19 protein-coding genes and 1 other annotated feature are annotated in these 20,055 nt (G+C 57.7%); of the genes, 14 read left to right on the top strand and 5 right to left on the bottom strand.

Features of this window, described 5'->3' with window-relative positions; translation table 11 throughout:
- Positions 1-7 precede the first annotated feature (7 nt).
- Positions 8-1,240 carry a multifunctional transcriptional regulator/nicotinamide-nucleotide adenylyltransferase/ribosylnicotinamide kinase NadR gene (gene nadR, locus ABLV64_RS19735; protein ID WP_004886547.1) on the top strand — a complete coding sequence of 411 codons (1,233 nt, stop codon included), beginning with the start codon at positions 8-10 and terminating at the stop codon, positions 1,238-1,240.
- 175 nt (positions 1,241-1,415) lie between these two features.
- Here nadR and ettA read toward each other — a convergent pair whose 3' ends face one another.
- Positions 1,416-3,083, bottom strand: a complete 1,668-nt coding sequence (ettA, locus tag ABLV64_RS19730) for an energy-dependent translational throttle protein EttA (RefSeq protein ID WP_004204211.1) — start codon at positions 3,081-3,083, stop codon at positions 1,416-1,418.
- 228 nt (positions 3,084-3,311) lie between these two features.
- On the opposite strand from ettA, the gene sltY reads away from it, so the two are divergent.
- Together sltY and trpR are read left to right on the top strand one after the other, a co-directional pair.
- Positions 3,312-5,249, top strand: coding sequence for a murein transglycosylase (gene sltY, locus ABLV64_RS19725; RefSeq protein WP_004204212.1), 1,938 nt, complete (start codon positions 3,312-3,314; stop codon positions 5,247-5,249).
- Between the two features lie 88 nt (positions 5,250-5,337).
- Positions 5,338-5,667: a trp operon repressor gene (trpR, locus tag ABLV64_RS19720; RefSeq protein WP_004204213.1), complete on the top strand. Its 330-nt coding sequence runs from the start codon at positions 5,338-5,340 to the stop codon at positions 5,665-5,667.
- Here trpR and yjjX read toward each other — a convergent pair.
- Positions 5,654-6,169 carry an inosine/xanthosine triphosphatase gene (gene yjjX / locus ABLV64_RS19715; RefSeq protein ID WP_004204215.1) on the bottom strand — a complete coding sequence of 172 codons (516 nt, stop codon included), beginning with the start codon at positions 6,167-6,169 and terminating at the stop codon, positions 5,654-5,656. The two genes, trpR and yjjX, sit on opposite strands and share 14 nt — an antisense overlap.
- Positions 6,170-6,282: 113 nt before the next feature.
- On the opposite strand from yjjX, the gene gpmB reads away from it, so the two are divergent.
- Positions 6,283-6,930, top strand: a complete 648-nt coding sequence (gpmB, locus tag ABLV64_RS19710) for a 2,3-diphosphoglycerate-dependent phosphoglycerate mutase GpmB (protein WP_004204216.1) — start codon at positions 6,283-6,285, stop codon at positions 6,928-6,930.
- Here the strand turns inward: gpmB and robA are convergent.
- Complete coding sequence (gene robA / locus ABLV64_RS19705) at positions 6,927-7,796, bottom strand: MDR efflux pump AcrAB transcriptional activator RobA (protein WP_004204217.1); 870 nt, start codon at positions 7,794-7,796, stop codon at positions 6,927-6,929. The genes gpmB and robA overlap by 4 nt on opposite strands.
- Before the next feature lie 209 nt (positions 7,797-8,005).
- Between robA and creA the strand changes: the two genes are divergently transcribed.
- Genes creA through creD form a run of 4 tightly spaced genes read left to right on the top strand, consistent with a single transcriptional unit; the run spans position 8,006 to position 12,017 of the window.
- Positions 8,006-8,479, top strand: a complete 474-nt coding sequence (gene creA, locus ABLV64_RS19700; protein WP_004204218.1) for a protein CreA — start codon at positions 8,006-8,008, stop codon at positions 8,477-8,479.
- 12 nt (positions 8,480-8,491) lie between these two features.
- Positions 8,492-9,181 carry a two-component system response regulator CreB gene (gene creB / locus ABLV64_RS19695; RefSeq protein WP_217325124.1) on the top strand — a complete coding sequence of 230 codons (690 nt, stop codon included), beginning with the start codon at positions 8,492-8,494 and terminating at the stop codon, positions 9,179-9,181.
- On the top strand, positions 9,181-10,605 hold the full coding sequence (creC, locus tag ABLV64_RS19690; protein WP_017901225.1) for a two-component system sensor histidine kinase CreC: 1,425 nt from the start codon (positions 9,181-9,183) through the stop codon (positions 10,603-10,605). The genes creB and creC overlap by 1 nt, the downstream gene beginning before the upstream one ends.
- Positions 10,606-10,664: 59 nt before the next feature.
- Entirely contained in the window at positions 10,665-12,017 is a 1,353-nt protein-coding gene (gene creD / locus ABLV64_RS19685) for a cell envelope integrity protein CreD (protein WP_217325122.1), read from the top strand.
- A 63-nt stretch (positions 12,018-12,080) separates the two neighbouring features.
- On the opposite strand, the gene arcA is transcribed toward creD, so the two are convergent.
- A complete protein-coding gene (gene arcA, locus ABLV64_RS19680) occupies positions 12,081-12,797 on the bottom strand; it encodes a two-component system response regulator ArcA (RefSeq protein WP_002887843.1) in 717 nt (238 codons plus the stop codon).
- Positions 12,798-12,892: 95 nt separating this feature from the next.
- Here arcA and yjjY point away from each other — a divergent pair, with 95 nt between their 5' ends.
- The 6 genes from yjjY (at position 12,893) to thrC (ending at position 19,156) form a co-directional block, all read left to right on the top strand.
- Positions 12,893-13,033, top strand: a complete 141-nt coding sequence (yjjY, locus tag ABLV64_RS19675) for a protein YjjY (RefSeq protein ID WP_004146984.1) — start codon at positions 12,893-12,895, stop codon at positions 13,031-13,033.
- A gap of 397 nt (positions 13,034-13,430) precedes the next feature.
- Complete coding sequence (locus tag ABLV64_RS19670) at positions 13,431-14,117, top strand: tRNA/rRNA methyltransferase (protein WP_004204223.1); 687 nt, start codon at positions 13,431-13,433, stop codon at positions 14,115-14,117.
- 211 nt (positions 14,118-14,328) lie between these two features.
- Positions 14,329-14,397, top strand: coding sequence for a thr operon leader peptide (gene thrL / locus ABLV64_RS19665; RefSeq protein ID WP_004222578.1), 69 nt, complete (start codon positions 14,329-14,331; stop codon positions 14,395-14,397).
- Positions 14,336-14,453 (top strand) — a sequence feature (Thr leader region). It overlaps the preceding gene by 62 nt.
- A gap of 25 nt (positions 14,454-14,478) precedes the next feature.
- Positions 14,479-16,941, top strand: a complete 2,463-nt coding sequence (gene thrA / locus ABLV64_RS19660; RefSeq protein ID WP_004204224.1) for a bifunctional aspartate kinase/homoserine dehydrogenase I — start codon at positions 14,479-14,481, stop codon at positions 16,939-16,941.
- Between the two features lies 1 nt (position 16,942).
- Entirely contained in the window at positions 16,943-17,872 is a 930-nt protein-coding gene (gene thrB / locus ABLV64_RS19655; protein ID WP_002887853.1) for a homoserine kinase, read from the top strand.
- 3 nt (positions 17,873-17,875) lie between these two features.
- Positions 17,876-19,156: a threonine synthase gene (thrC, locus tag ABLV64_RS19650; RefSeq protein ID WP_217325121.1), complete on the top strand. Its 1,281-nt coding sequence runs from the start codon at positions 17,876-17,878 to the stop codon at positions 19,154-19,156.
- A gap of 48 nt (positions 19,157-19,204) precedes the next feature.
- On the opposite strand, the gene yaaA is transcribed toward thrC, so the two are convergent.
- Positions 19,205-19,978, bottom strand: a complete 774-nt coding sequence (yaaA, locus tag ABLV64_RS19645) for a peroxide stress protein YaaA (RefSeq protein WP_009309177.1) — start codon at positions 19,976-19,978, stop codon at positions 19,205-19,207.
- Between the last annotated feature and the right edge of the window lie 77 nt (positions 19,979-20,055).

The following is a 20,055-nucleotide window of genomic DNA, read 5'->3' as shown; positions in this document are numbered from 1 at the left end:
ATTAGCGATGTCGTCATTTGACTATTTAAAAAGCGCCATAAAGCAGAAAGGCTGTACCCTGCAGCAGGTGGCGGAAGCCAGCGGGATGACCAAGGGGTATCTCAGCCAGCTGTTGAACGCCAAAATCAAAAGCCCGAGCGCGCAGAAGCTTGAAGCGCTGCATCGCTTCCTCGGGCTGGAGTTTCCCCGCCGACAGAAAAGCGTCGGCGTGGTGTTTGGTAAGTTTTACCCGCTGCATACCGGGCACATCTATTTGATTCAACGCGCCTGTAGCCAGGTCGATGAGCTGCATATCATCATGGGCTACGACGATACTCGCGACCGCGAGCTGTTTGAAGAGAGCGCCATGTCGCAGCAGCCAACGGTGCCTGACCGCCTGCGCTGGCTGCTACAGACCTTTAAATATCAGAAGAATATTCGCATCCATGCGTTCAATGAAGAGGGGATGGAGCCCTATCCGCACGGCTGGGATGTGTGGAGTCATGGGATCCGCGCTTTTATGAGCGAAAAAGGGATCGAGCCGAACCGGATCTATACCTCGGAAGAGGCCGATGCGCCGCAGTACCTTGAGCATCTGGGGATCGAGACGGTGCTTATCGATCCTAAGCGGACCTTTATGAATATTAGCGGCGGCCAGATCCGCGAGAACCCGTTCCGCTACTGGGAATATATTCCGACGGAAGTGAAACCGTTCTTTGTGCGGACGGTGGCGATCCTCGGCGGCGAGTCGAGCGGTAAATCAACGCTGGTCAATAAGCTCGCCAATATCTTCAATACTACCAGCGCCTGGGAATATGGCCGGGATTATGTCTTTTCGCATCTCGGCGGCGATGAGATGGCGCTCCAGTATTCTGATTACGATAAAATTGCCCTCGGGCATGCCCAGTATATTGATTTCGCAGTGAAATATGCCAACAAGGTGGCATTTATCGATACCGACTTCGTCAGTACTCAGGCGTTCTGTCTGAAGTACGAGGGGCGTGAGCACCCGTTCGTGCAGGCGCTGATTGATGAATACCGCTTTGACCTGGTGATCCTGCTGGAGAACAACACCCCGTGGGTGGCTGATGGGTTACGCAGTCTTGGGAGTTCGGTGGATCGTAAAGAGTTTCAGTCGCTGCTGGTGTCGCTGCTGAAAGAGAATGAGATCGAGTTCGTCCATGTTAAGGAGTCGGACTATGATACGCGCTTCCTGCGCTGCGTCGAGCTGGTGAAGCAGCTGATGGGGGAGCAGGGGTAGATCCTCTGCGGGCTGTTGCCCTCACCCCGGCCCTCTCCCGGTGGGAGAGGGAGCAAACCCTAAAAAAGGCAACTTGCGTTGCCTTTTTACTTTTACCTTGCCCTCACCCCGGCCCTCTCCCACAGGGAGAGGGAACAAACATTAAAAAAGGCAACTTGCGTTGCCTTTTTGCATTTTATTTTGAGATACGTTTGTACTTGATTCGCTTCGGCTCCAGCGCGTCGGCGCCGAGAGTACGTTTCTTGTACTCTTCGTACTCGGTAAAGTTACCTTCGAAGAACTCCACCTTACCTTCATCCTGGTAATCCAGAATGTGGGTGGCAATACGGTCAAGGAACCAGCGGTCGTGCGAGATAACCATCGCGCAGCCCGGGAACTCCAGCAGGGCGTTTTCCAGCGCGCGCAGGGTTTCGATATCCAGGTCGTTGGTCGGTTCATCGAGCAGCAGGACGTTACCGCCGACCTGCAGCAGCTTCGCCAGGTGCAGACGACCGCGTTCACCGCCGGACAGCTCGCCAACGCGTTTACCCTGGTCGACGCCTTTGAAGTTAAAGCGGCCCACGTAGGCGCGGCTCGGCATTTCGGTGTTGCCGATCTTCATGATATCCAGGCCGCCGGACACTTCTTCCCACACGGTTTTGCTGTTGTCCATCGCGTCGCGGAACTGATCGACGGAAGCCAGCTTAACGGTTTCACCCAGGGTGATGGTGCCGGAATCTGGCTGTTCCTGGCCAGACATCATGCGGAAGAGGGTGGATTTACCCGCGCCGTTCGGACCGATGATGCCGACGATAGCGCCTTTCGGTACCGAGAAGCTCAGATCGTCGATCAGCACGCGGTCGCCGTAGGATTTGCGCAGATGGCTGACTTCCAGAACTTTATCGCCCAGACGCGGGCCTGGCGGAATGAACAGTTCGTTGGTCTCGTTACGTTTCTGGTATTCAACGTTGTTAAGCTCTTCAAAGCGCGCCAGACGGGCTTTGCCCTTAGACTGACGGCCTTTCGCGCCCTGGCGTACCCACTCGAGCTCTTTCTCGATGGATTTGCGACGTGCGGCTTCCTGAGAAGCTTCCTGCGCCAGACGCTGATCTTTCTGCTCCAGCCAGGAGGAGTAGTTGCCTTCCCACGGAATACCTTCGCCGCGGTCAAGTTCGAGGATCCAGCCGGCGACGTTATCGAGGAAGTAACGGTCGTGGGTAATCGCCACCACGGTGCCTTCGAAGTCGTGCAGGAAGCGTTCCAGCCAGGCGACGGACTCGGCGTCGAGGTGGTTAGTCGGTTCGTCGAGCAGCAGCATATCCGGTTTTTCCAGCAGCAGGCGGCACAGCGCGACGCGGCGGCGTTCACCACCGGAAAGATTAGCGATTTTCGCATCCCAGTCCGGCAGGCGCAGGGCGTCGGCCGCGCGCTCCAGCTGCACGTTCAGGTTGTGGCCGTCGTGCGCCTGGATAATCTCTTCGAACTTGCCTTGCTGTGCGGCAAGCTTATCGAAGTCCGCATCCGGCTCGGCGTATTTGGCATAGACTTCGTCCAGACCCTTCAGCGCGTTAACCACTTCGGCGACCGCTTCTTCCACGGACTCGCGCACGGTGTGCTCCGGGTTGAGCTGCGGCTCCTGCGGCAGGTAGCCAATTTTAATGCCGGGCTGCGGACGCGCTTCACCTTCGATCTCGGTGTCGATACCGGCCATGATGCGCAGCAGGGTAGATTTACCGGCGCCGTTCAGACCGAGCACACCGATTTTCGCGCCAGGGAAAAAGCTGAGGGAGATATTTTTCAAAATATGACGTTTCGGCGGAACCACTTTGCCGACACGATGCATGGTATAAACGAATTGAGCCACGTTGGACTTCGCCTCTTTCTATTTTGATAGATAGTTCAAAGCCGAAGTGTAGCCTTTTTCGCGCGCTAATCCCAGCGAGGCGACAGGATTCACAGAAGCGTAAAAAAATGTTCAGGACATGGCGCGTTTAGCGTTGTCTGATTAGCATAAGTAAAGCCGCCTGCCGAACCGGCAGGGGCTTTTAAGCGGCACGATGCTGCGAAAATGCACCTGAAAGAGGAAGAGCTTGTGGAAAAAGCCAAAAAAATGGCGTGGCATCTTTTGGCTGCCAGCGTTGGTCTGTTGGCGTTGAGTCAGCTGGCGCATGCGGATTCACTGGATGAACAGCGCAGCCGCTACGCACAAATTAAGCAGGCGTGGGATAACCGGCAGATGGATGTGGTTGACCAGCTGATGCCCACGTTAAGCACCTATCCCCTGTATCCCTATTTGCAGTACCGGCAGATTACCGACGATCTGATGAACCAGCCGGCGCTGGTGGTGAAAAACTTTATTGACGCCAACCCGACGCTGCCCCCGGCGCGTTCATTACGTTCGCGTTTCGTGAATGAACTGGCCCGGCGCAGCGACTGGCGCGGCTTGCTGGCGTTTAGCCCCGATAAGCCGACCAGCACCGAGGCGCAGTGCAACTACTACTACGCCAAACTGAGCGTGGGTCAGTCGCAGGAGGCCTGGAGCGGAGCGAAAGCGCTCTGGCTGACGGGCAAGAACCAGCCCGGCGCCTGTGAACCGCTGTTCAGCGCCTGGCGCGACTCCGGCCAACAGGATCCGCTGGCCTATCTCGAACGGATCCGCCTGGCGATGAAGGCCGGCAATATTGGGTTGGTGAAATCGCTGGCCCAGCAGATGCCTGCCAACTACCAGAGCATCGCCAGCGCCGTGGTCGCCCTGGCTAACGATCCTAACAGCGTTCTGACCTTTGCCCGCACCACCGGGGCGACGGACTTTACCCGCCAGATGGCCGCCGTCGCTTTCGCCAGCGTCGCCCGTCAGGATGTGGAAAATGCCCGTTTGATGATCCCTTCGCTGGTGCAGGCCCAGCAGCTCAATGAGGATCAGACCCAGGAGCTACGCGATATTGTCGCCTGGCGCCTGATGGGGAACGATGTGACCGAAGAGCAGGCCATCTGGCGCGACGATGCGATTATGCGCTCGCAGTCCACGCCGCTGGTGGAGCGGCGGGTACGGATGGCGCTGGGGACGGGCGATCGCCATGGTCTGAATACCTGGCTGGCGCGCCTGCCGATGGAGGCGAAAGAGAAAGACGAATGGCGCTACTGGCAGGCGGACCTGTTGCTGGAGCGCGGCAGGGACGAGGAGGCGCAGGCGATCCTCCGGTCGTTGATGCAGCAGCGGGGTTTCTACCCGATGGTTGCTGCGCAGCGTCTCGGCGAGGAGTATACCTTCCGCATTGATAAAGCGATTGGCACGCTCGATCCGGCGCTGGCCTCCGGTCCGGAGATGGCCCGGGTGCGTGAGCTGATGTACTGGAATATGGATAACACCGCGCGCACTGAATGGGCGAACCTGGTCACCAGCCGTAGTAAATCCCAGCAGGCGCAGCTCGCGCGTTACGCTTTTGATCAACACTGGTGGGATCTGAGCGTGCAGGCGACGATCGCCGGAAAACTGTGGGATCAGCTGGAGGAGCGCTTTCCGCTGGCCTATAACGATCTGTTTGCCCGCTATATCAGCGGTAAAGATATTCCGCAGAGCTACGCGATGGCGATTGCCCGCCAGGAGAGCGCCTGGAACCCGAAAGTGCGCTCGCCGGTCGGCGCCAGCGGGCTGATGCAGATTATGCCGGGCACCGCGACGCATACCGTCAGCATGTTCAGCATTCCCGGCTACAGCGGCCCGTCGCAGCTGTTGGATCCGGAAACCAACATCAACATCGGCACCAGCTATCTGCAGTACGTTTACCAGCAGTTCGGTAATAACCGCATCTACGCCTCGGCGGCCTATAACGCCGGGCCGGGTCGGGTACGCACCTGGCAGGGGAACAGCGCCGGACGGATCGACGCCGTGGCGTTTGTCGAGAGTATTCCGTTCTCGGAAACACGCGGCTACGTGAAGAATGTCCTCTCCTATGACGCCTACTATCGCTACTTTATGGGTCAGCAGGATAAGCTCTTCAGCGATGCGGAGTGGCGGCAGCGTTACTGATCGCCGGGAAGTATGTTATGCTTTGTACTCGTTGATGAGTACATTCGACGGGCAGCGTAAGCTGCCCGTCTCAATATGGTGGCGCGATATGACCCAACAATCTCCCTATTCCGCGGCCGTTGCCGAACAACGTCATCAGGAGTGGCTGCGCTTTGTGGCGCTGCTACAGCAGGCCTATGCGCAGGATCTGCATCTACCGTTGCTGCAGCTCATGCTGACCCCTGATGAGCGTGAAGCGCTGGGGACTCGGGTGCGCATTATCGAAGAGCTGCTGCGCGGTGAGATGAGCCAGCGCGAGCTGAAAAATGAGCTCGGTGCCGGCATTGCGACCATTACCCGCGGGTCCAACAGCCTGAAGTCGGCGCCGGTTGAGCTGCGCCAGTGGCTGGAGCAGACGCTGTTGGCTAGCGATAAATAGCGTTGTGGAACGGGCTTAACGCCAGCACGACCGCCTGATGGTAAACGCTGCTGCGGGTTAATTTGCCGCCGGTGAAAACCCCAATCGCTCCCTCTTTACGACCAATCTGATCGATGCCGGTATACTGCGACATGACCGGCCCGAGGGCTTCGCCAGCGCGAACCTGCTCAAGAATAACGTCAGGCAACGGCAGCGTGGCTGAGCGCGCTTCTCCGCGCTGGCTGGCGCTTTCGATGACCACCCAGCTAAAGGTACTGTCATCGTCAATTCCGGCTTCGATGGCGACCCAGAAATCGGCATGGGGCTGGGCAAGGCGCGCATTGGCGACGCGATTTCGTGCGCCAGCGCGCGTTTCCTCGCTGCCGAAGGGCTGTTCCGGCACGCCGCTCTCGACGGAGACGGACTCAATGTGGCAGGATCCTTCGCCGAAAATCTCGTCAAAAGCCTGCAGAATTGCCTGAATTTTGGCGGGATTAGTGGTCGCTGAGACAACATGGTGCATAATCAAAACAACTCAGAATAAACTAACGTCATCGCAGTATACTCTAAATCACCCCCAGGGCAGTCGGTAATGCCCGCAAGCGGTCGATAACGAGTTCAGAACGGAAAAAAAGCATGTTACAGGTATACCTTGTTCGCCACGGTGAAACGCAGTGGAACGCCGAGCGACGTATTCAGGGTCAGTCCGACAGCCCGCTGACCGCACACGGTGAGCGCCAGGCCTGGCAGGTTGGCGAGCGCGCCAGAACGCTGGGGATCACCCATATCATTACCAGCGATCTGGGGCGAACCCGTCGCACAGCAGAGATTATCGCCGAAGCCTGCGGCTGCAGCGTGATCGCTGATGCGCGCCTGCGCGAGCTGGATATGGGAGTGCTGGAGAAGCGCCATATTGACTCGCTCAGCGAAGAAGAAGAGGGCTGGCGCCGCCAGTTGGTCAACGGCACGCCGGATGGTCGCATTCCGCAGGGCGAATCGATGCAGGAGCTTAGCGAACGTATGCATGCGGCGCTGGCCGCCTGTCTGGAATTACCGGCCGGTAGTCGACCGCTGCTGGTGAGTCATGGTATCGCGCTGGGCTGCCTGGTGAGTACGATTTTAGGGCTGCCGGCATACGCAGAGCGTCGTCTGCGCCTGCGCAACTGCTCGATCTCGCGCGTCGATTATCAGCAAAGCCCGTGGCTGGCTTCCGGCTGGGTGGTGGAAACGGCGGGCGACGTCTCGCATCTTGACGCCCCCGCGATGGACGAGCTGCAGCGTTAACGGCGGATCGGGATCAGATACTCGCAGCGCAACTGAATCGGCGTGGCCTGATCCCGGCTTTCATCTTCAGGATAGAAGCGTTCAATATCCAGCCCCTTGCGGCGCGTCAGGTTCAGCATCGGCATGCAGGTGCCGTAGACCGTCAGGATGAATTCCTGCAGGCCGGTACCCAGCCCTTCATACGTAAACATGACATACTCGCCGCCCTCCAGCGTCACCGGATGGGCGTTCTGCAGGTGGCCGTTAGCCATCTCCGGCGTCAGCGCGGTGGTATAGAACACTTCCTGCTCATCGTCTTTCTCCAGGCTCGGACGCGGTTCATGCAGCCCGTAGAGCACCGGGGGGATCGACGGCGAGTTGCCGAGGAAATCTCGCCAGAACTGGACCCGCATCTGGTTGCGGAAGTCGGAGATTTCCTCCAGCTTACAGGTATAGCTCTGAGTCACACCGAGCAGTTGAGTCGTGGGTAGGGCGACAAATTCATGTTTCGGCAGGGTAAACTCGCCAAGACGTAGCGGCGGACGCATACCGAACGAGCTCCAGTCCGGCGAGCGGCGGTAGAGAGCCGGCGTCAGCGAGAATTGCTTCTTGAACGCACGGGTGAAGGTCTGCTGGGAGTCGAAACGGTACTGCAGCGCAATATCAAGGATTGGACGGGCGGTAAGGCGTAATGCGACAGCTGATTTCGACAACCGGCGCGCGCGAATATAGGCACCGATAGCGTGGCCGGTGACATCCTTAAACATTCGCTGCAGATGCCACTTGGAATAACCTGCCTTCGCCGCCACATTGTCCAGAGAAAGCGGCTGATCCAGGTGACCTTCCAGCCAGCTAAGGAGATCGCGAATAATCCCTGCTTGATCCATAAAATGTCCCCATCCTTAAACACAGGTGCCTGATATTAAAGTAGCGGATAATAGCATTTTTTGATGTTTTAGCATTCAGTGTTTTTTTTGCTTTTAAATGCGGTAGGTCAGTGGATCTGAACGATAATTTTGTAAAGCTGTGATCTATAAACCTTTTCTGCTAGGTCCGTGATAATCACTTAGCTATATTTTTTAATAATGGTAACAATATGAAATACAAGAAGTTTGCGATGGGCCTGCTGTTGCTGGCCGGCTGTCAGATTGCTCAGGCGGAGCAGATTGGTTCCGTGGATACGGTCTTCAAATGGTTAGGACCGGATCACAAAATTGTCGTCGAAGCCTTTGACGATCCGGATGTACAGAACGTGACCTGCTATATCAGCCGGGCGAAAACCGGCGGGATCAAAGGCGGCCTGGGGCTGGCGGAGGATACCTCCGACGCGGCCATCTCCTGCCAGCAGGTCGGGCCGATTGAGCTGACGGACAAAATCAAAAATGGCAAAAGCCAGGGTGACGTGGTGTTCCAGAAGCGCACCTCGTTAGTATTTAAAAAGCTACAGGTCGTTCGCTTCTATGATGCGAAACGCAATGCGCTGGTCTACCTGACCTATTCGGATAAAGTAGTTGATGGTTCGCCGAAGAACGCCATCAGCGCCGTGCCGATTATGCCCTGGAATAAATAAACGGGAGCGCGCATGCAGCAGCCACGGATTTGGTTAGTTGAGGATGAACAGAGTATTGCCGATACCCTGGTTTATATGCTCCAGCAGGAGGGCTTCCAGGTCACCGTCTTCGACCGCGGGTTGCCCGCGCTGGAGGCGGCGGCGCATCTGGCGCCCGATGTCGCCATCCTCGACGTTGGCTTGCCGGATATCAGCGGCTTCGAGCTCTGTCGGCGCCTGCTGACGCGCTTTCCGGCGCTGCCGGTGCTGTTTCTCACGGCGCGGAGCGATGAGGTCGATAAGCTGCTGGGGCTGGAAATCGGCGCTGACGATTACATCGCCAAGCCGTTTTCGCCGCGCGAAGTTTGCGCGCGGGTGCGCAGCGTGCTGCGACGGCTGCAAAAATTTGCCGCGCCTTCGTCGGTAGTTCGCGTCGGCGAGTTTGTGCTTGACGAGCAGGCGGCGTCGATAAGCTGGTTCGGCCAGCCCCTGAACCTGACGCGCTATGAATTTCTGCTGTTGAAAACTTTGCTTCACGCGCCCGGTCGCGTTTTCTCCCGTCAGCAGCTGATGGAGCGGGTATGGAGCGATGCCTGGGAAAGCCTCGACCGCACCGTCGACACCCACATCAAAACCCTGCGCGCTAAACTGCGGGCCGTGAATCCTGATTTGTCGCCAATCAATACCCATCGCGGGATGGGCTACAGCCTGGGGCGCAGCTGATGCGCATCGGCATGCGCCTGCTGCTGGGCTATTTCCTTATCGTCGCGATCGCCGCGTGGTTTGTACTGTCGATCTTTGTCCAGGAAGTGAAGCCGGGCGTGCGCCGGGCGACGGAGGGGACCCTCAACGATACCGCCACCCTGCTGGCGGCGCTGGCGCGTGAGGACCTGCTGGCGGCAAACCCGCAGCAGGGCAGGCTGGCGCAGGCCTTTCAACAGCTCAACCAGCAGCGGCTAAACGCCAACATTGGCGGAATTAAAAAGGTGCGTAATGAGTACCGCGTCTATCTGACCGATGCCCGGGGCAAGGTCGTGTTTGACTCCAGTGGAGAGGCGACAGGGCAGGACTATTCACGCTGGAACGACGTCTGGCTCACCCTGCGCGGGCAGTACGGCGCGCGCAGTTCGCGCAGCGATCCGCATGATGAAGCCAGCTCGGTGATGTATATCGCCGCGCCGGTGATGGATAAGGGGCGGATTATCGGCGTGCTGAGCGTCGGTAAACCCAACCTGGCGATGACGCCGGTCATTAAGCGCAGCGAGCGGCGGATCCTCTGGGCCGGCGGCGCCCTGCTGGGCATTGCGCTGTTGATCGGCTGCGGCGTCGTCTGGTGGATCAATTTCTCTATCGGTAAGCTGGTGCGCTATGCGGACTCCGTGACCGCTGACCGCCCGCTGCCGTTGCCGGAGGTCGGCAGCAGCGAACTGCGTAAGCTGGCCCAGGCGCTGGAGAGCATGCGGGTGAAGCTCGAAGGCAAAAACGCCATCGAAAACTATGTCTATGACCTGACGCACGAGCTGAAAAGTCCGCTGGCGGCTATTCGCGGTGCGGCGGAGATTCTGCGCGAAGGGCCGCCGCCTGCGGTGGCGGCGCGGTTTACTGAGAATATCCTTGCGCAGAACACCCGCATGCAGCTGCTGGTGGAGCGGTTACTCCAGCAGGCGCGACTGGAAAGCCGGCTGGAGATAAAGCTACAGCCGGTGTCGATAGATGCGCTATACCAACGCCTGGCGGAGGAGCGCGACATCGCCCTGGCGGCGAAAGCCATTACTCTGCGCTGGCAGGCGAGTGGGATGCTGGTCAATGGCGATGGCGAACTGCTGGCCCAGGCGCTGGGTAATCTGCTCGACAACGCGATTGATTTTACCCCCCAGGGCGGCGAGATCGCCCTGGGGGTAGAGAAACGAAATGCAGAGGTGCAACTGAGCGTAACGGATAACGGATGCGGTATTCCGGACTATGCCCTGACGCGGATCTTTGAGCGGTTCTACTCGCTGCCGCGTGAAGACGGCCACAAGAGCAGCGGCCTTGGGCTGGCCTTCGTTCGTGAAGTGGCGCGCCTGCATCATGGCGATATCCGTCTGCGCAATCGGCCCGAAGGCGGCGTGGTCGCTACGCTGAGACTTCACCGTCCCTTCACATAGCTTCAAATTCTCCCCACACAGCCGCCCTATGGTGAGGCCATCACGATAGGGAGAAAGCTATGTTGAAATCACCGTTATTCTGGAAAATCACCACGCTAATAGGCTGTATTGTGCTGTTATCTCTACCTTTAATGATGGTCAGGGAGCTCATCAATGAGCGGGCTGATTATCGCAGCGAGGTAGTGGACGCCATTGAGCAGAGCACCAGCGGTTCGCAAAAACTCGCCGGGCCGCTGATCGCTATTCCGGTAACCGAGACGCTGACCCGCAGGGAGAACCAAAAAGAGGTCGCCTATCAGCGTAGCTGGGTGTACTACTGGCTGCCGGAGTCGCTGGCGGTCACCGGCAAACAGACCGTGGAGTCGAGAAGGGTGGGCATCTACAGCGGGCAGGTATGGCATAACGCCCTGCAGATTAAGGCCACCTTCGATCCGCTGCGTCTGGCGTCGCTGCGAAAAACGCATATCACCCTGGGCCAACCGCGGCTGGTGGTGAGCGTCGGCGATGCCCGCGGCATTGGCGCCATCCACGCCCCGAAGGTTAACGGCAGCGTATTAAGCGTGGAACCAGGGCTGGGGATCAGCGGCGATGGGGCGGGCATCCATATGCCGATGCCTGCGCTGGCGGAGGACAACAAGCCGCTTGAGATTGCTTTTTCGCTCGATCTGAACGGGACGGGCGCATTTTCACTGGCGCCGCTCGGGCGCAACAGCGAGCTGCAGCTGACCAGTAACTGGCCGCATCCCGGCTTTCTCGGCAGCTTCCTGCCAACGAAACGCGAAGTGAATGCTGCCGGCTATCGCGCCCACTGGCAAAGCAGCTGGTTCGCCAATGATATGGGCAGCTATTTCAAGGATGATATGGAGATCCCGTGGTCGCGCTTACCGGCGTTCAGTGCCGATGTCATGTCGCTTGCCGACCAGTACCAGCTAACCGATCGGGCGACAAAATATGCCATCCTGTTAATCGGGCTGACGTTTATGGCCTTTTTCGCTTTCGAGAGCCTGACCCATCGACCCCTGCATCCGATGCAATATTTGCTGGTGGGCTTATCGCTGGTGCTGTTTTACCTGGTGCTGCTGGCGCTTTCGGAGCACATTGGCTTTACCGCCGCCTGGCTGGCCGCCAGTCTGTGCGGCGCGGTGATGAATGGGATCTACCTCCAGGCGGTGCTCAGGGGATGGCGCAACAGCCTGCTGTTTGTCGCCGCGCTGCTGCTGCTGGATGGGGTGATGTGGTTTCTGCTGCACTCCGAGGACAGCGCGCTGCTGTTAGGGACCGGTGTGCTGGCGCTGGCGCTGAGCATTCTGATGTTTTTGACCCGGCGAGTGGACTGGTATGCGTTATCGTTACCGAAAGGCAGTGCGCCGCCGTCTGCCGATGACGACAAACTGCGCCTGTGGAAAGAGTGACGGCATAAAAAAACGGCGCCCTCGGGGCGCCGTTTTCACATCATAGCTGCGGAATAACTCGCATTATTCCTGCAGATCGCCACAGAAACGGTAACCTTCACCGTGAATGGTAGCGATGATTTCCGGAGTATCCGGAGTGGATTCGAAGTGTTTACGAATCCGACGAATGGTCACGTCAACGGTACGGTCATGCGGCTTCAGCTCGCGACCGGTCATTTTCTTCAGCAGCTCGGCACGAGACTGAATTTTGCCCGGGTTTTCGCAGAAGTGCAGCATCGCGCGGAATTCACTGCGCGGCAGCTTGTACTGTTCGCCGTTCGGGCTAACCAGGGAACGGCTGTTGATATCGAGTTCCCAGCCGTTGAACTTGTAGCTTTCCACGCTGCGACGCTCTTCGCTCACGGTACCGAGGTTCATGGTACGGGAGAGCAGGTTGCGCGCGCGGATAGTCAGTTCACGCGGGTTAAACGGTTTAGTGATATAGTCGTCAGCGCCGATTTCGAGGCCAAGGATCTTATCCACTTCGTTGTCGCGGCCGGTTAAGAACATCAGCGCGACGTCGGCCTGCTCGCGCAGCTCGCGCGCCAGCAGAAGACCATTTTTACCCGGCAGGTTGATATCCATGATCACCAGGTTGATATCATTTTCAGACAGGATCTGATGCATTTCCGCGCCATCGGTCGCTTCGAATACATCGTAACCTTCTGCTTCGAAAATACTTTTTAACGTGTTGCGTGTTACCAACTCGTCTTCAACGATAAGAATGTGCGGGGTCTGCATGTTTGCTACCTAAATTGCCAACTAAATCGAAACAGGAAGTACCAAAGTCCCTGACCTGCCTGGTGCATGTCGCAAATTAACATGCGCGGCGTAACATGACTAAAGTACGTAATTGCGTTCTTGATGCACTTTCCATCAACGTCAACAACATCATTAGCTTGGTCGTGGGTACTTTCCCTCTGGACCCGACGGTGTCAAAAACGGCTGACATCCTAACCATTTTAACAGCAACATAACAGGCTAAGAGAGGCCGAACACCCAATAAAACTACGCTTCGTTGACATATATCAAGTTCAATTGTAGCACGTTAACAGTCTTGTGAAATCATTGCATCGCCATGCTCTTTATAGTCACAATCTTTACCCGGCTCAACTAGTTGCGTGGATAAATTAATAAATACAGTGAATCCAATGTCTGGAACGATGCGTCAGATGAAATTTCATTGCCCATCATATGGATAAATGGGTTCTGTTAACATACTCCTTGTCATGGCCTCCTGAGAACAGTTTAGATTTTTTTATGGGTAAGAAAACGCAATTTTAGTGATTTTTGTTGCAAATTTGTAAATTTTCACCGCGTAAAATGGGGGGCTCCGCGCCTCAGACAACGCCTGAGAGAGAGAATGAAACCGCAATGCGTTTAACGATTATTTTGGTCGGTCCTGCCCGGGCCGAGAACGTCGGTGCCGCCGCCAGGGCGATGAAAACCATGGGATTTCGCGATCTGCGGATCGTGGACAGTGAAGCCCATCTGGCGCCGGCGGCACGCTGGGTGGCGCACGGCTCAGGCGACATCCTCGATGGCATCACCACCTATTCCACCCTTGCTGAGGCGCTGCACGACGTCGATTTTACCGTCGCCACCACCGCCCGCAGTCGCGCGCGGTTTCACTATTACGCCACGCCGCAGCAGTTGTTGCCGCTGCTGGAGGAGAAGGCGAACTGGATGACCCATACCGCGCTGGTATTTGGCCGTGAAGACGCCGGATTGACCAATGAGGAGCTGGCCCTGGCCGATGTGCTGACCGGCGTGCCGATGGTCGCGGATTATCCGTCGCTGAACCTCGGTCAGTCGGTGATGGTTTACTGCTATCAATTAGCATCGCTTATGCAACAATCGGCTCCCGCCGCTGCCGCGGCAGACCATCATCAGCTGCAGGCGTTGCGCCTCCGCACCATGGCCTTGCTTTCGCGTCTGGGCGTGGAGGACGATGCCAAACTGGCCGACTGGCTGTCGCAACGATTGGGGCTGCTGCAGCAGCGAGACACGGCAATGTTGCATCGTTTGCTGCATGATATTGAAAAAAACCTACCAGAATAAAGTTCTGTCATATTTTTTATTTATGGTTGCATTTACTGTTTTTGCGGGAGGTGTTCCGCCAATCTGGGTGTTTTTTCTTGTCGGGGTGGCGCAATACGTAAGCCGGCTGAAATGGGGTTAATTGAGAAATTCATTGACTTAAGACGGCAGATACTTTAACCAATATAGGCAGGACACACAGACAGATAAAAATACAGAGTACACAACATCCATGAATCGCATCGGCATGATTACCACCATTATCACCACCACCATTACCACAGGTAACGGTGCGGGCTGACGCGTACAGGAAACACAGAAAAAAGCCCGCACCTGAACAGTGCGGGCTTTTTTTTTGACAAGAGATCAAGGGGTAAGAACCATGCGAGTGTTGAAGTTCGGCGGTACATCAGTGGCAAATGCGGAACGGTTTCTGCGGGTTGCCGATATTCTGGAGAGTAATGCCAGGCAGGGGCAGGTAGCGACCGTCCTGTCTGCCCCGGCGAAGATCACTAACCATCTGGTAGCGATGATTGAAAAGACCATTGGCGGCCAGGATGCCCTCCCCAATATTGCCGACGCTGAACGCATTTTTGCCGAACTTCTTCAGGGCCTTGCCGACGCCCAGCCCGCTTTCCCGCTCGCCCAGTTGAAAGCCTTTGTTGAGCAGGAGTTTGCTCAGATTAAGCATGTCCTGCACGGTATTAGCCTGCTGGGTCAGTGCCCGGATAGCGTCAATGCCGCGCTGATCTGCCGAGGCGAAAAGCTCTCCATCGCCATCATGGCGGGTCTGCTGGAAGCCCGTGGTCATAAAGTCAGTGTCATTAACCCGGTGGAAAAACTGCTTGCCGTTGGTCACTACATGGAGTCCACGGTCGATATCGCCGAATCCACCCGCCGCATCGCCGCCAGCCAGATCCCGGCAGACCATATGATCCTGATGGCCGGGTTTACCGCTGGCAATGAGAAGGGGGAGCTGGTGGTGCTGGGGCGCAACGGCTCCGACTATTCGGCTGCGGTGCTGGCCGCCTGCCTGCGCGCCGATTGCTGCGAAATCTGGACCGATGTCGACGGAGTGTACACTTGCGACCCGCGCCAGGTGCCGGATGCGCGTCTGCTGAAATCGATGTCTTATCAGGAGGCGATGGAGCTCTCCTATTTTGGCGCGAAAGTGCTGCACCCGCGCACCATCGCCCCTATCGCCCAATTCCAAATCCCATGTCTGATTAAAAATACTGGCAACCCGCAGGCGCCGGGAACGCTCATCGGCGCCAGCCGCGACGAGGACGATCTGCCGGTTAAAGGCATCTCTAACCTCAACAACATGGCGATGTTCAACGTTTCCGGGCCGGGGATGAAAGGCATGGTCGGCATGGCCGCCCGCGTCTTCGCCACCATGTCCCGCGCTGGCATCTCGGTAGTGCTGATCACCCAATCCTCCTCCGAGTACAGCATCAGTTTCTGCGTGCCGCAGAGCGACTGCGCGCGAGCCAAACGGGCGATGGAAGATGAGTTTTACCTCGAGCTGAAAGAGGGGCTGCTGGAGCCGCTGGCCATTATGGAGCGTCTGGCTATTATCTCGGTGGTGGGCGATGGGATGCGCACCCTGCGCGGTATCTCGGCGAAATTTTTTGCCGCGCTGGCCCGCGCCAATATCAATATCGTGGCGATTGCTCAGGGTTCTTCCGAACGCTCCATTTCGGTGGTGGTCAGCAATGACGACGCTACCACCGGCGTGCGCGTGACCCATCAGATGCTGTTCAACACCGACCAGGTGATCGAAGTGTTCGTCATCGGCGTCGGCGGCGTCGGCGGCGCGCTGCTGGAGCAGATCAAACGCCAGCAGAGTTGGCTGAAGAGCAAACATATCGATCTGCGCGTTTGCGGCGTGGCCAACTCTCAGGCGCTGCTGACCAGCGTGCATGGTCTGAATCTGGAAAACTGGAGTGAAGCGCTGGCGGAGGCGAAAGAACCCTTTAATCTTGGCCGCCTGATCCGCCTGGTAAAAGAGTACCACCTGCTGAATCCGGTGATCGTCGACTGTACCTCCAGCCAGGCGGTCGCCGATCAGTACGCCGACTTCCTGCGCGAAGGTTTCCATGTGGTCACGCCGAATAAAAAGGCCAATACCTCTTCACTGGATTACTATCATCAGCTGCGCCACGCGGCGAGCAGCTCGCGCCGCAAGTTCCTCTATGACACGAACGTTGGCGCTGGCCTGCCGGTGATTGAGAACCTGCAGAACCTGCTCAACGCCGGCGATGAACTGCGCCATTTCTCCGGGATCCTTTCCGGTTCGCTGTCGTTTATCTTCGGCAAGCTGGATGAGGGCGTGAGTTTCTCGGCGGCGACGGCAATGGCCCGTGAGATGGGGTATACCGAGCCGGATCCGCGCGACGATTTATCCGGGGTGGACGTCGCGCGTAAGCTGCTGATTCTGGCCCGTGAGACCGGGCGTGAACTGGAGCTGTCGGACATTATCGTCGAGTCGGCGCTGCCGGCGGACTTCGACGCCAGCGGTGATGTCGAGACCTTTATGGCCCGCCTGCCGTCGCTGGATGATGAGTTCGCTTCGCGGATCGCTAAGGCGCGCGATGAAGGTAAAGTCTTGCGCTATGTCGGTAACATCGAAGAGGATGGTACCTGCCGGGTGAAAATTGCCGCCGTTGACGGCAACGATCCGCTGTACAAAGTCAAAAATGGCGAGAACGCGCTGGCCTTTTACAGCCACTATTATCAGCCATTGCCGCTGGTGCTGCGCGGCTATGGTGCCGGGAACGACGTCACGGCGGCCGGCGTATTCGCCGACCTGCTGCGCACCCTTTCCTGGAAGTTAGGAGTTTAAGATGGTCAAAGTATATGCCCCGGCTTCCAGTGCCAATATGAGCGTCGGGTTTGATGTGTTGGGCGCGGCGGTCACGCCGGTCGATGGCACGCTGCTTGGCGACAATGTCACTGTCGAAGCGGCGGAGCAATTTAGCCTGCAGAATCTGGGACGCTTCGCCAGCAAACTGCCGACGGCGCCGCAAGAGAACATTGTTTACCAGTGCTGGGAAAGCTTTTGCCGGGAGATCGGTAAGACGGTGCCGGTGGCGATGACGCTGGAAAAAAACATGCCGATTGGTTCCGGGCTGGGTTCCAGCGCCTGCTCGGTGGTCGCCGCGCTGGTGGCGATGAACGAGTTTTGCGGTAAGCCGCTGAACGAGACGCGCATGCTGGCGCTGATGGGGGAGATGGAAGGGCGTATCTCCGGCAGCATTCACTACGACAACGTGGCGCCGTGCTATCTTGGCGGCATGCAGTTGATGATCGAAGAGAATGGGATTATCAGCCAGCAGGTGCCCGGGTTTGATGAGTGGCTGTGGGTGCTGGCCTATCCGGGGATTAAAGTCTCCACCGCCGAAGCGCGGGCGATTCTGCCGGCGCAGTACCGCCGTCAGGATTGTATAGCCCATGGTCGCCACCTCGCGGGCTTTATTCATGCCTGCTACACCCGCCAGCCGCAGCTGGCGGCAAAATTGATGAAAGATGTGATTGCCGAACCGTACCGAACCAAACTGCTGCCGGGCTTTAGCGAAGCGCGTCAGGCGGCCATGGAGATGGGCGCCCAGGCTTGCGGCATCTCCGGCTCTGGCCCAACGCTGTTCGCGTTGTGCGATAAGCCGGACACCGCACAGCGCGTCGCCGACTGGCTTGGCGCGCACTATCTACAGAATCAGGAAGGCTTTGTTCATATTTGCCGGCTGGATACGGCGGGCGCACGCGTAGTGGGATAACCAATGAAACTGTATAACTTAAAAGATCACAATGAGCAGGTCAGCTTTGCGCAGGCCGTTACCCAGGGACTTGGCAAGCATCAGGGCCTGTTCTTTCCGCACGATCTGCCGGAATTCAGCCTGACTGAAATCGACGATATGCTGGCGCAGGACTTTGTCACCCGCAGCGCCAAAATTTTATCCGCCTTTATCGGCGATGAGATCCCGCAGGATGTCCTGCAGCAGCGGGTCCGCGCGGCGTTTGCGTTTCCGGCGCCGGTGAGCAAGGTTCAGGAGGATGTCGGCTGTCTGGAACTGTTCCATGGCCCCACGCTGGCGTTCAAGGATTTCGGCGGCCGCTTTATGGCGCAGATGCTGACCCACATTGCGGGCGACAAGCCGGTCACCATCCTCACGGCGACCTCTGGCGATACCGGGGCGGCGGTGGCGCATGCTTTCTATGGTCTGCCGAACGTTAAGGTGGTGATCCTCTATCCGCGCGGCAAGATCAGCCCGCTGCAGGAGAAGCTGTTCTGTACTCTCGGCGGCAACATCGAAACCGTGGCGATTGACGGCGACTTCGACGCCTGCCAGGCGCTGGTGAAGCAGGCGTTTGACGATGAAGAACTGAAGGCGACGCTGGGGCTGAACTCGGCTAACTCCATTAACATCAGCCGCCTGCTGGCGCAGATCTGCTACTACTTCGAAGCGGCGGCGCAGCTGCCGCAGGAAGCCCGCAATCAGCTGGTGATTTCTGTGCCGAGCGGCAACTTCGGCGATCTGACCGCCGGTCTGCTGGCGAAGTCGCTGGGTCTGCCGATCAAACGCTTTATCGCTGCCACCAACGCCAACGACACTGTTCCGCGCTATCTGCAGGGCGGCGAGTGGGCGCCAAAAGCCACCCAGGCGACGCTGTCCAACGCCATGGACGTCAGCCAGCCGAACAACTGGCCGCGTGTCGAAGAGCTGTTCCGCCGTAAAATCTGGCGTCTCAGCGAGCTGGGCTATGCCGCGGTCGATAATGAGACCACCAAAGCGGCAATGCGCGAGCTGAAGGCCATCGGCTACATCTCTGAGCCGCACGCGGCGATTGCCTGGCGCGCGCTGCGCGATCAGCTGCAGCCGGGAGAGTACGGTCTCTTCCTCGGTACTGCGCATCCGGCGAAGTTCAAAGAGAGCGTGGAGGAGATCCTGCAGGAGACCCTGCCGCTGCCGAAAGAGCTGGCCGACCGCGCCGACCTGCCGCTGCTGTCTCACAACCTGCCGGCGGATTTCGCCGCGCTGCGTAAGCTGATGATGGGCTAAATCCTTACCGTCCCCCTGTCGCGTCGAACGCCGCAGGGGGACGCTTACTTACTGCTCGTGGCGTTTAAACACCAGTTCGCCTTTCTCCGAAGCCTCCGCATCAAAGAAATAGCCTTCGCTATTAAAGGATTTCAGCTGCTCCGGCTGGGTTAAGCGATTTTCAATAATGTAGCGGCTCATCAGGCCACGGGCTTTCTTGGCATAGAAGCTGATCACTTTGAATTTGCCGTTCTTCTCATCTAGGAAGACCGGCTTGATCAGCTGGCCCTGCAATTTTTGCGTTTTCACCGATTTAAAATACTCATCGGAAGCCAGGTTGATGACGATATCGTCGCCCTGAGCCTGCAGCGCCTGATTCAGCTTCTCGGTAATGGTATCGCCCCAGAACTGGTACAGATCTTTACCGCGCGGGTTTTCCAGACGGATCCCCATCTCCAGGCGGTAGGGCTGCATCAGGTCCAGCGGGCGCAGCACGCCATACAGGCCGGAGAGCATGCGCAGGTGTCGCTGGGCGAAGTCAAAGTCGTCCTCAGTGAGCGTCTCTGCCTGCAGGCCGGTGTAGACATCGCCCTTAAAGGCGAGGATCGCCTGGCGGGCGTTTTGCGGCGTGAAGTCAGGGTGCCAGTCGTGGAAACGGGTGGCGTTCAGATCCGCCAGCTTGTCGCTGATGCTCATCAGCTTGCCGATTTGCGGCGCGGTCAGCTGACGGGCGATGCTGATAAGCTCTTGAGAATACTCGAGGAGTTCGGGCTGGGTATAGCGAGTCGTTGCCAGCGGGCTTTGATAATCGAGCGTTTTAGCAGGTGAAATCAGAATCAGCATATCCAGTCCTTGCAGGTAATTTCGACGAATTTTAACAAAAAAAGTGCATGGTGGGATCGATAGCTGCGATTGCCGCG

The organism is Klebsiella sp. JB_Kp031, assembly GCF_040064295.1.
In the GTDB taxonomy this organism is placed as follows: Bacteria; Pseudomonadota; Gammaproteobacteria; order Enterobacterales; family Enterobacteriaceae; genus Klebsiella; species Klebsiella quasipneumoniae.
The sequence above is the reverse complement of the archived record's forward strand: the minus strand, read 5'-3'. Positions and strand labels throughout refer to the sequence as shown.

Excerpts from the sequence above, each read along its gene's own strand:
- thrC (WP_217325121.1), top strand. The coding sequence starts at position 17,876 with ATGAAACTGTATAACTTAAAAGATCACAATGAGCAGGTCAGCTTTGCG.
- yjjX (WP_004204215.1), bottom strand. The coding sequence starts at position 6,169 with ATGCACCATGTTGTCTCAGCGACCACTAATCCCGCCAAAATTCAGGCA.
- robA (WP_004204217.1), bottom strand. The coding sequence starts at position 7,796 with ATGGATCAAGCAGGGATTATTCGCGATCTCCTTAGCTGGCTGGAAGGT.
- nadR (WP_004886547.1), top strand. The coding sequence starts at position 8 with ATGTCGTCATTTGACTATTTAAAAAGCGCCATAAAGCAGAAAGGCTGT.
- creD (WP_217325122.1), top strand. The coding sequence starts at position 10,665 with ATGTTGAAATCACCGTTATTCTGGAAAATCACCACGCTAATAGGCTGT.
- thrA (WP_004204224.1), top strand. The coding sequence starts at position 14,479 with ATGCGAGTGTTGAAGTTCGGCGGTACATCAGTGGCAAATGCGGAACGG.
- yjjY (WP_004146984.1), top strand. The coding sequence starts at position 12,893 with ATGACTAAAGTACGTAATTGCGTTCTTGATGCACTTTCCATCAACGTC.
- arcA (WP_002887843.1), bottom strand. The coding sequence starts at position 12,797 with ATGCAGACCCCGCACATTCTTATCGTTGAAGACGAGTTGGTAACACGC.
- ABLV64_RS19670 (WP_004204223.1), top strand. The coding sequence starts at position 13,431 with ATGCGTTTAACGATTATTTTGGTCGGTCCTGCCCGGGCCGAGAACGTC.
- gpmB (WP_004204216.1), top strand. The coding sequence starts at position 6,283 with ATGTTACAGGTATACCTTGTTCGCCACGGTGAAACGCAGTGGAACGCC.
- thrB (WP_002887853.1), top strand. The coding sequence starts at position 16,943 with ATGGTCAAAGTATATGCCCCGGCTTCCAGTGCCAATATGAGCGTCGGG.
- creB (WP_217325124.1), top strand. The coding sequence starts at position 8,492 with ATGCAGCAGCCACGGATTTGGTTAGTTGAGGATGAACAGAGTATTGCC.
- creA (WP_004204218.1), top strand. The coding sequence starts at position 8,006 with ATGAAATACAAGAAGTTTGCGATGGGCCTGCTGTTGCTGGCCGGCTGT.
- yaaA (WP_009309177.1), bottom strand. The coding sequence starts at position 19,978 with ATGCTGATTCTGATTTCACCTGCTAAAACGCTCGATTATCAAAGCCCG.
- trpR (WP_004204213.1), top strand. The coding sequence starts at position 5,338 with ATGACCCAACAATCTCCCTATTCCGCGGCCGTTGCCGAACAACGTCAT.
- creC (WP_017901225.1), top strand. The coding sequence starts at position 9,181 with ATGCGCATCGGCATGCGCCTGCTGCTGGGCTATTTCCTTATCGTCGCG.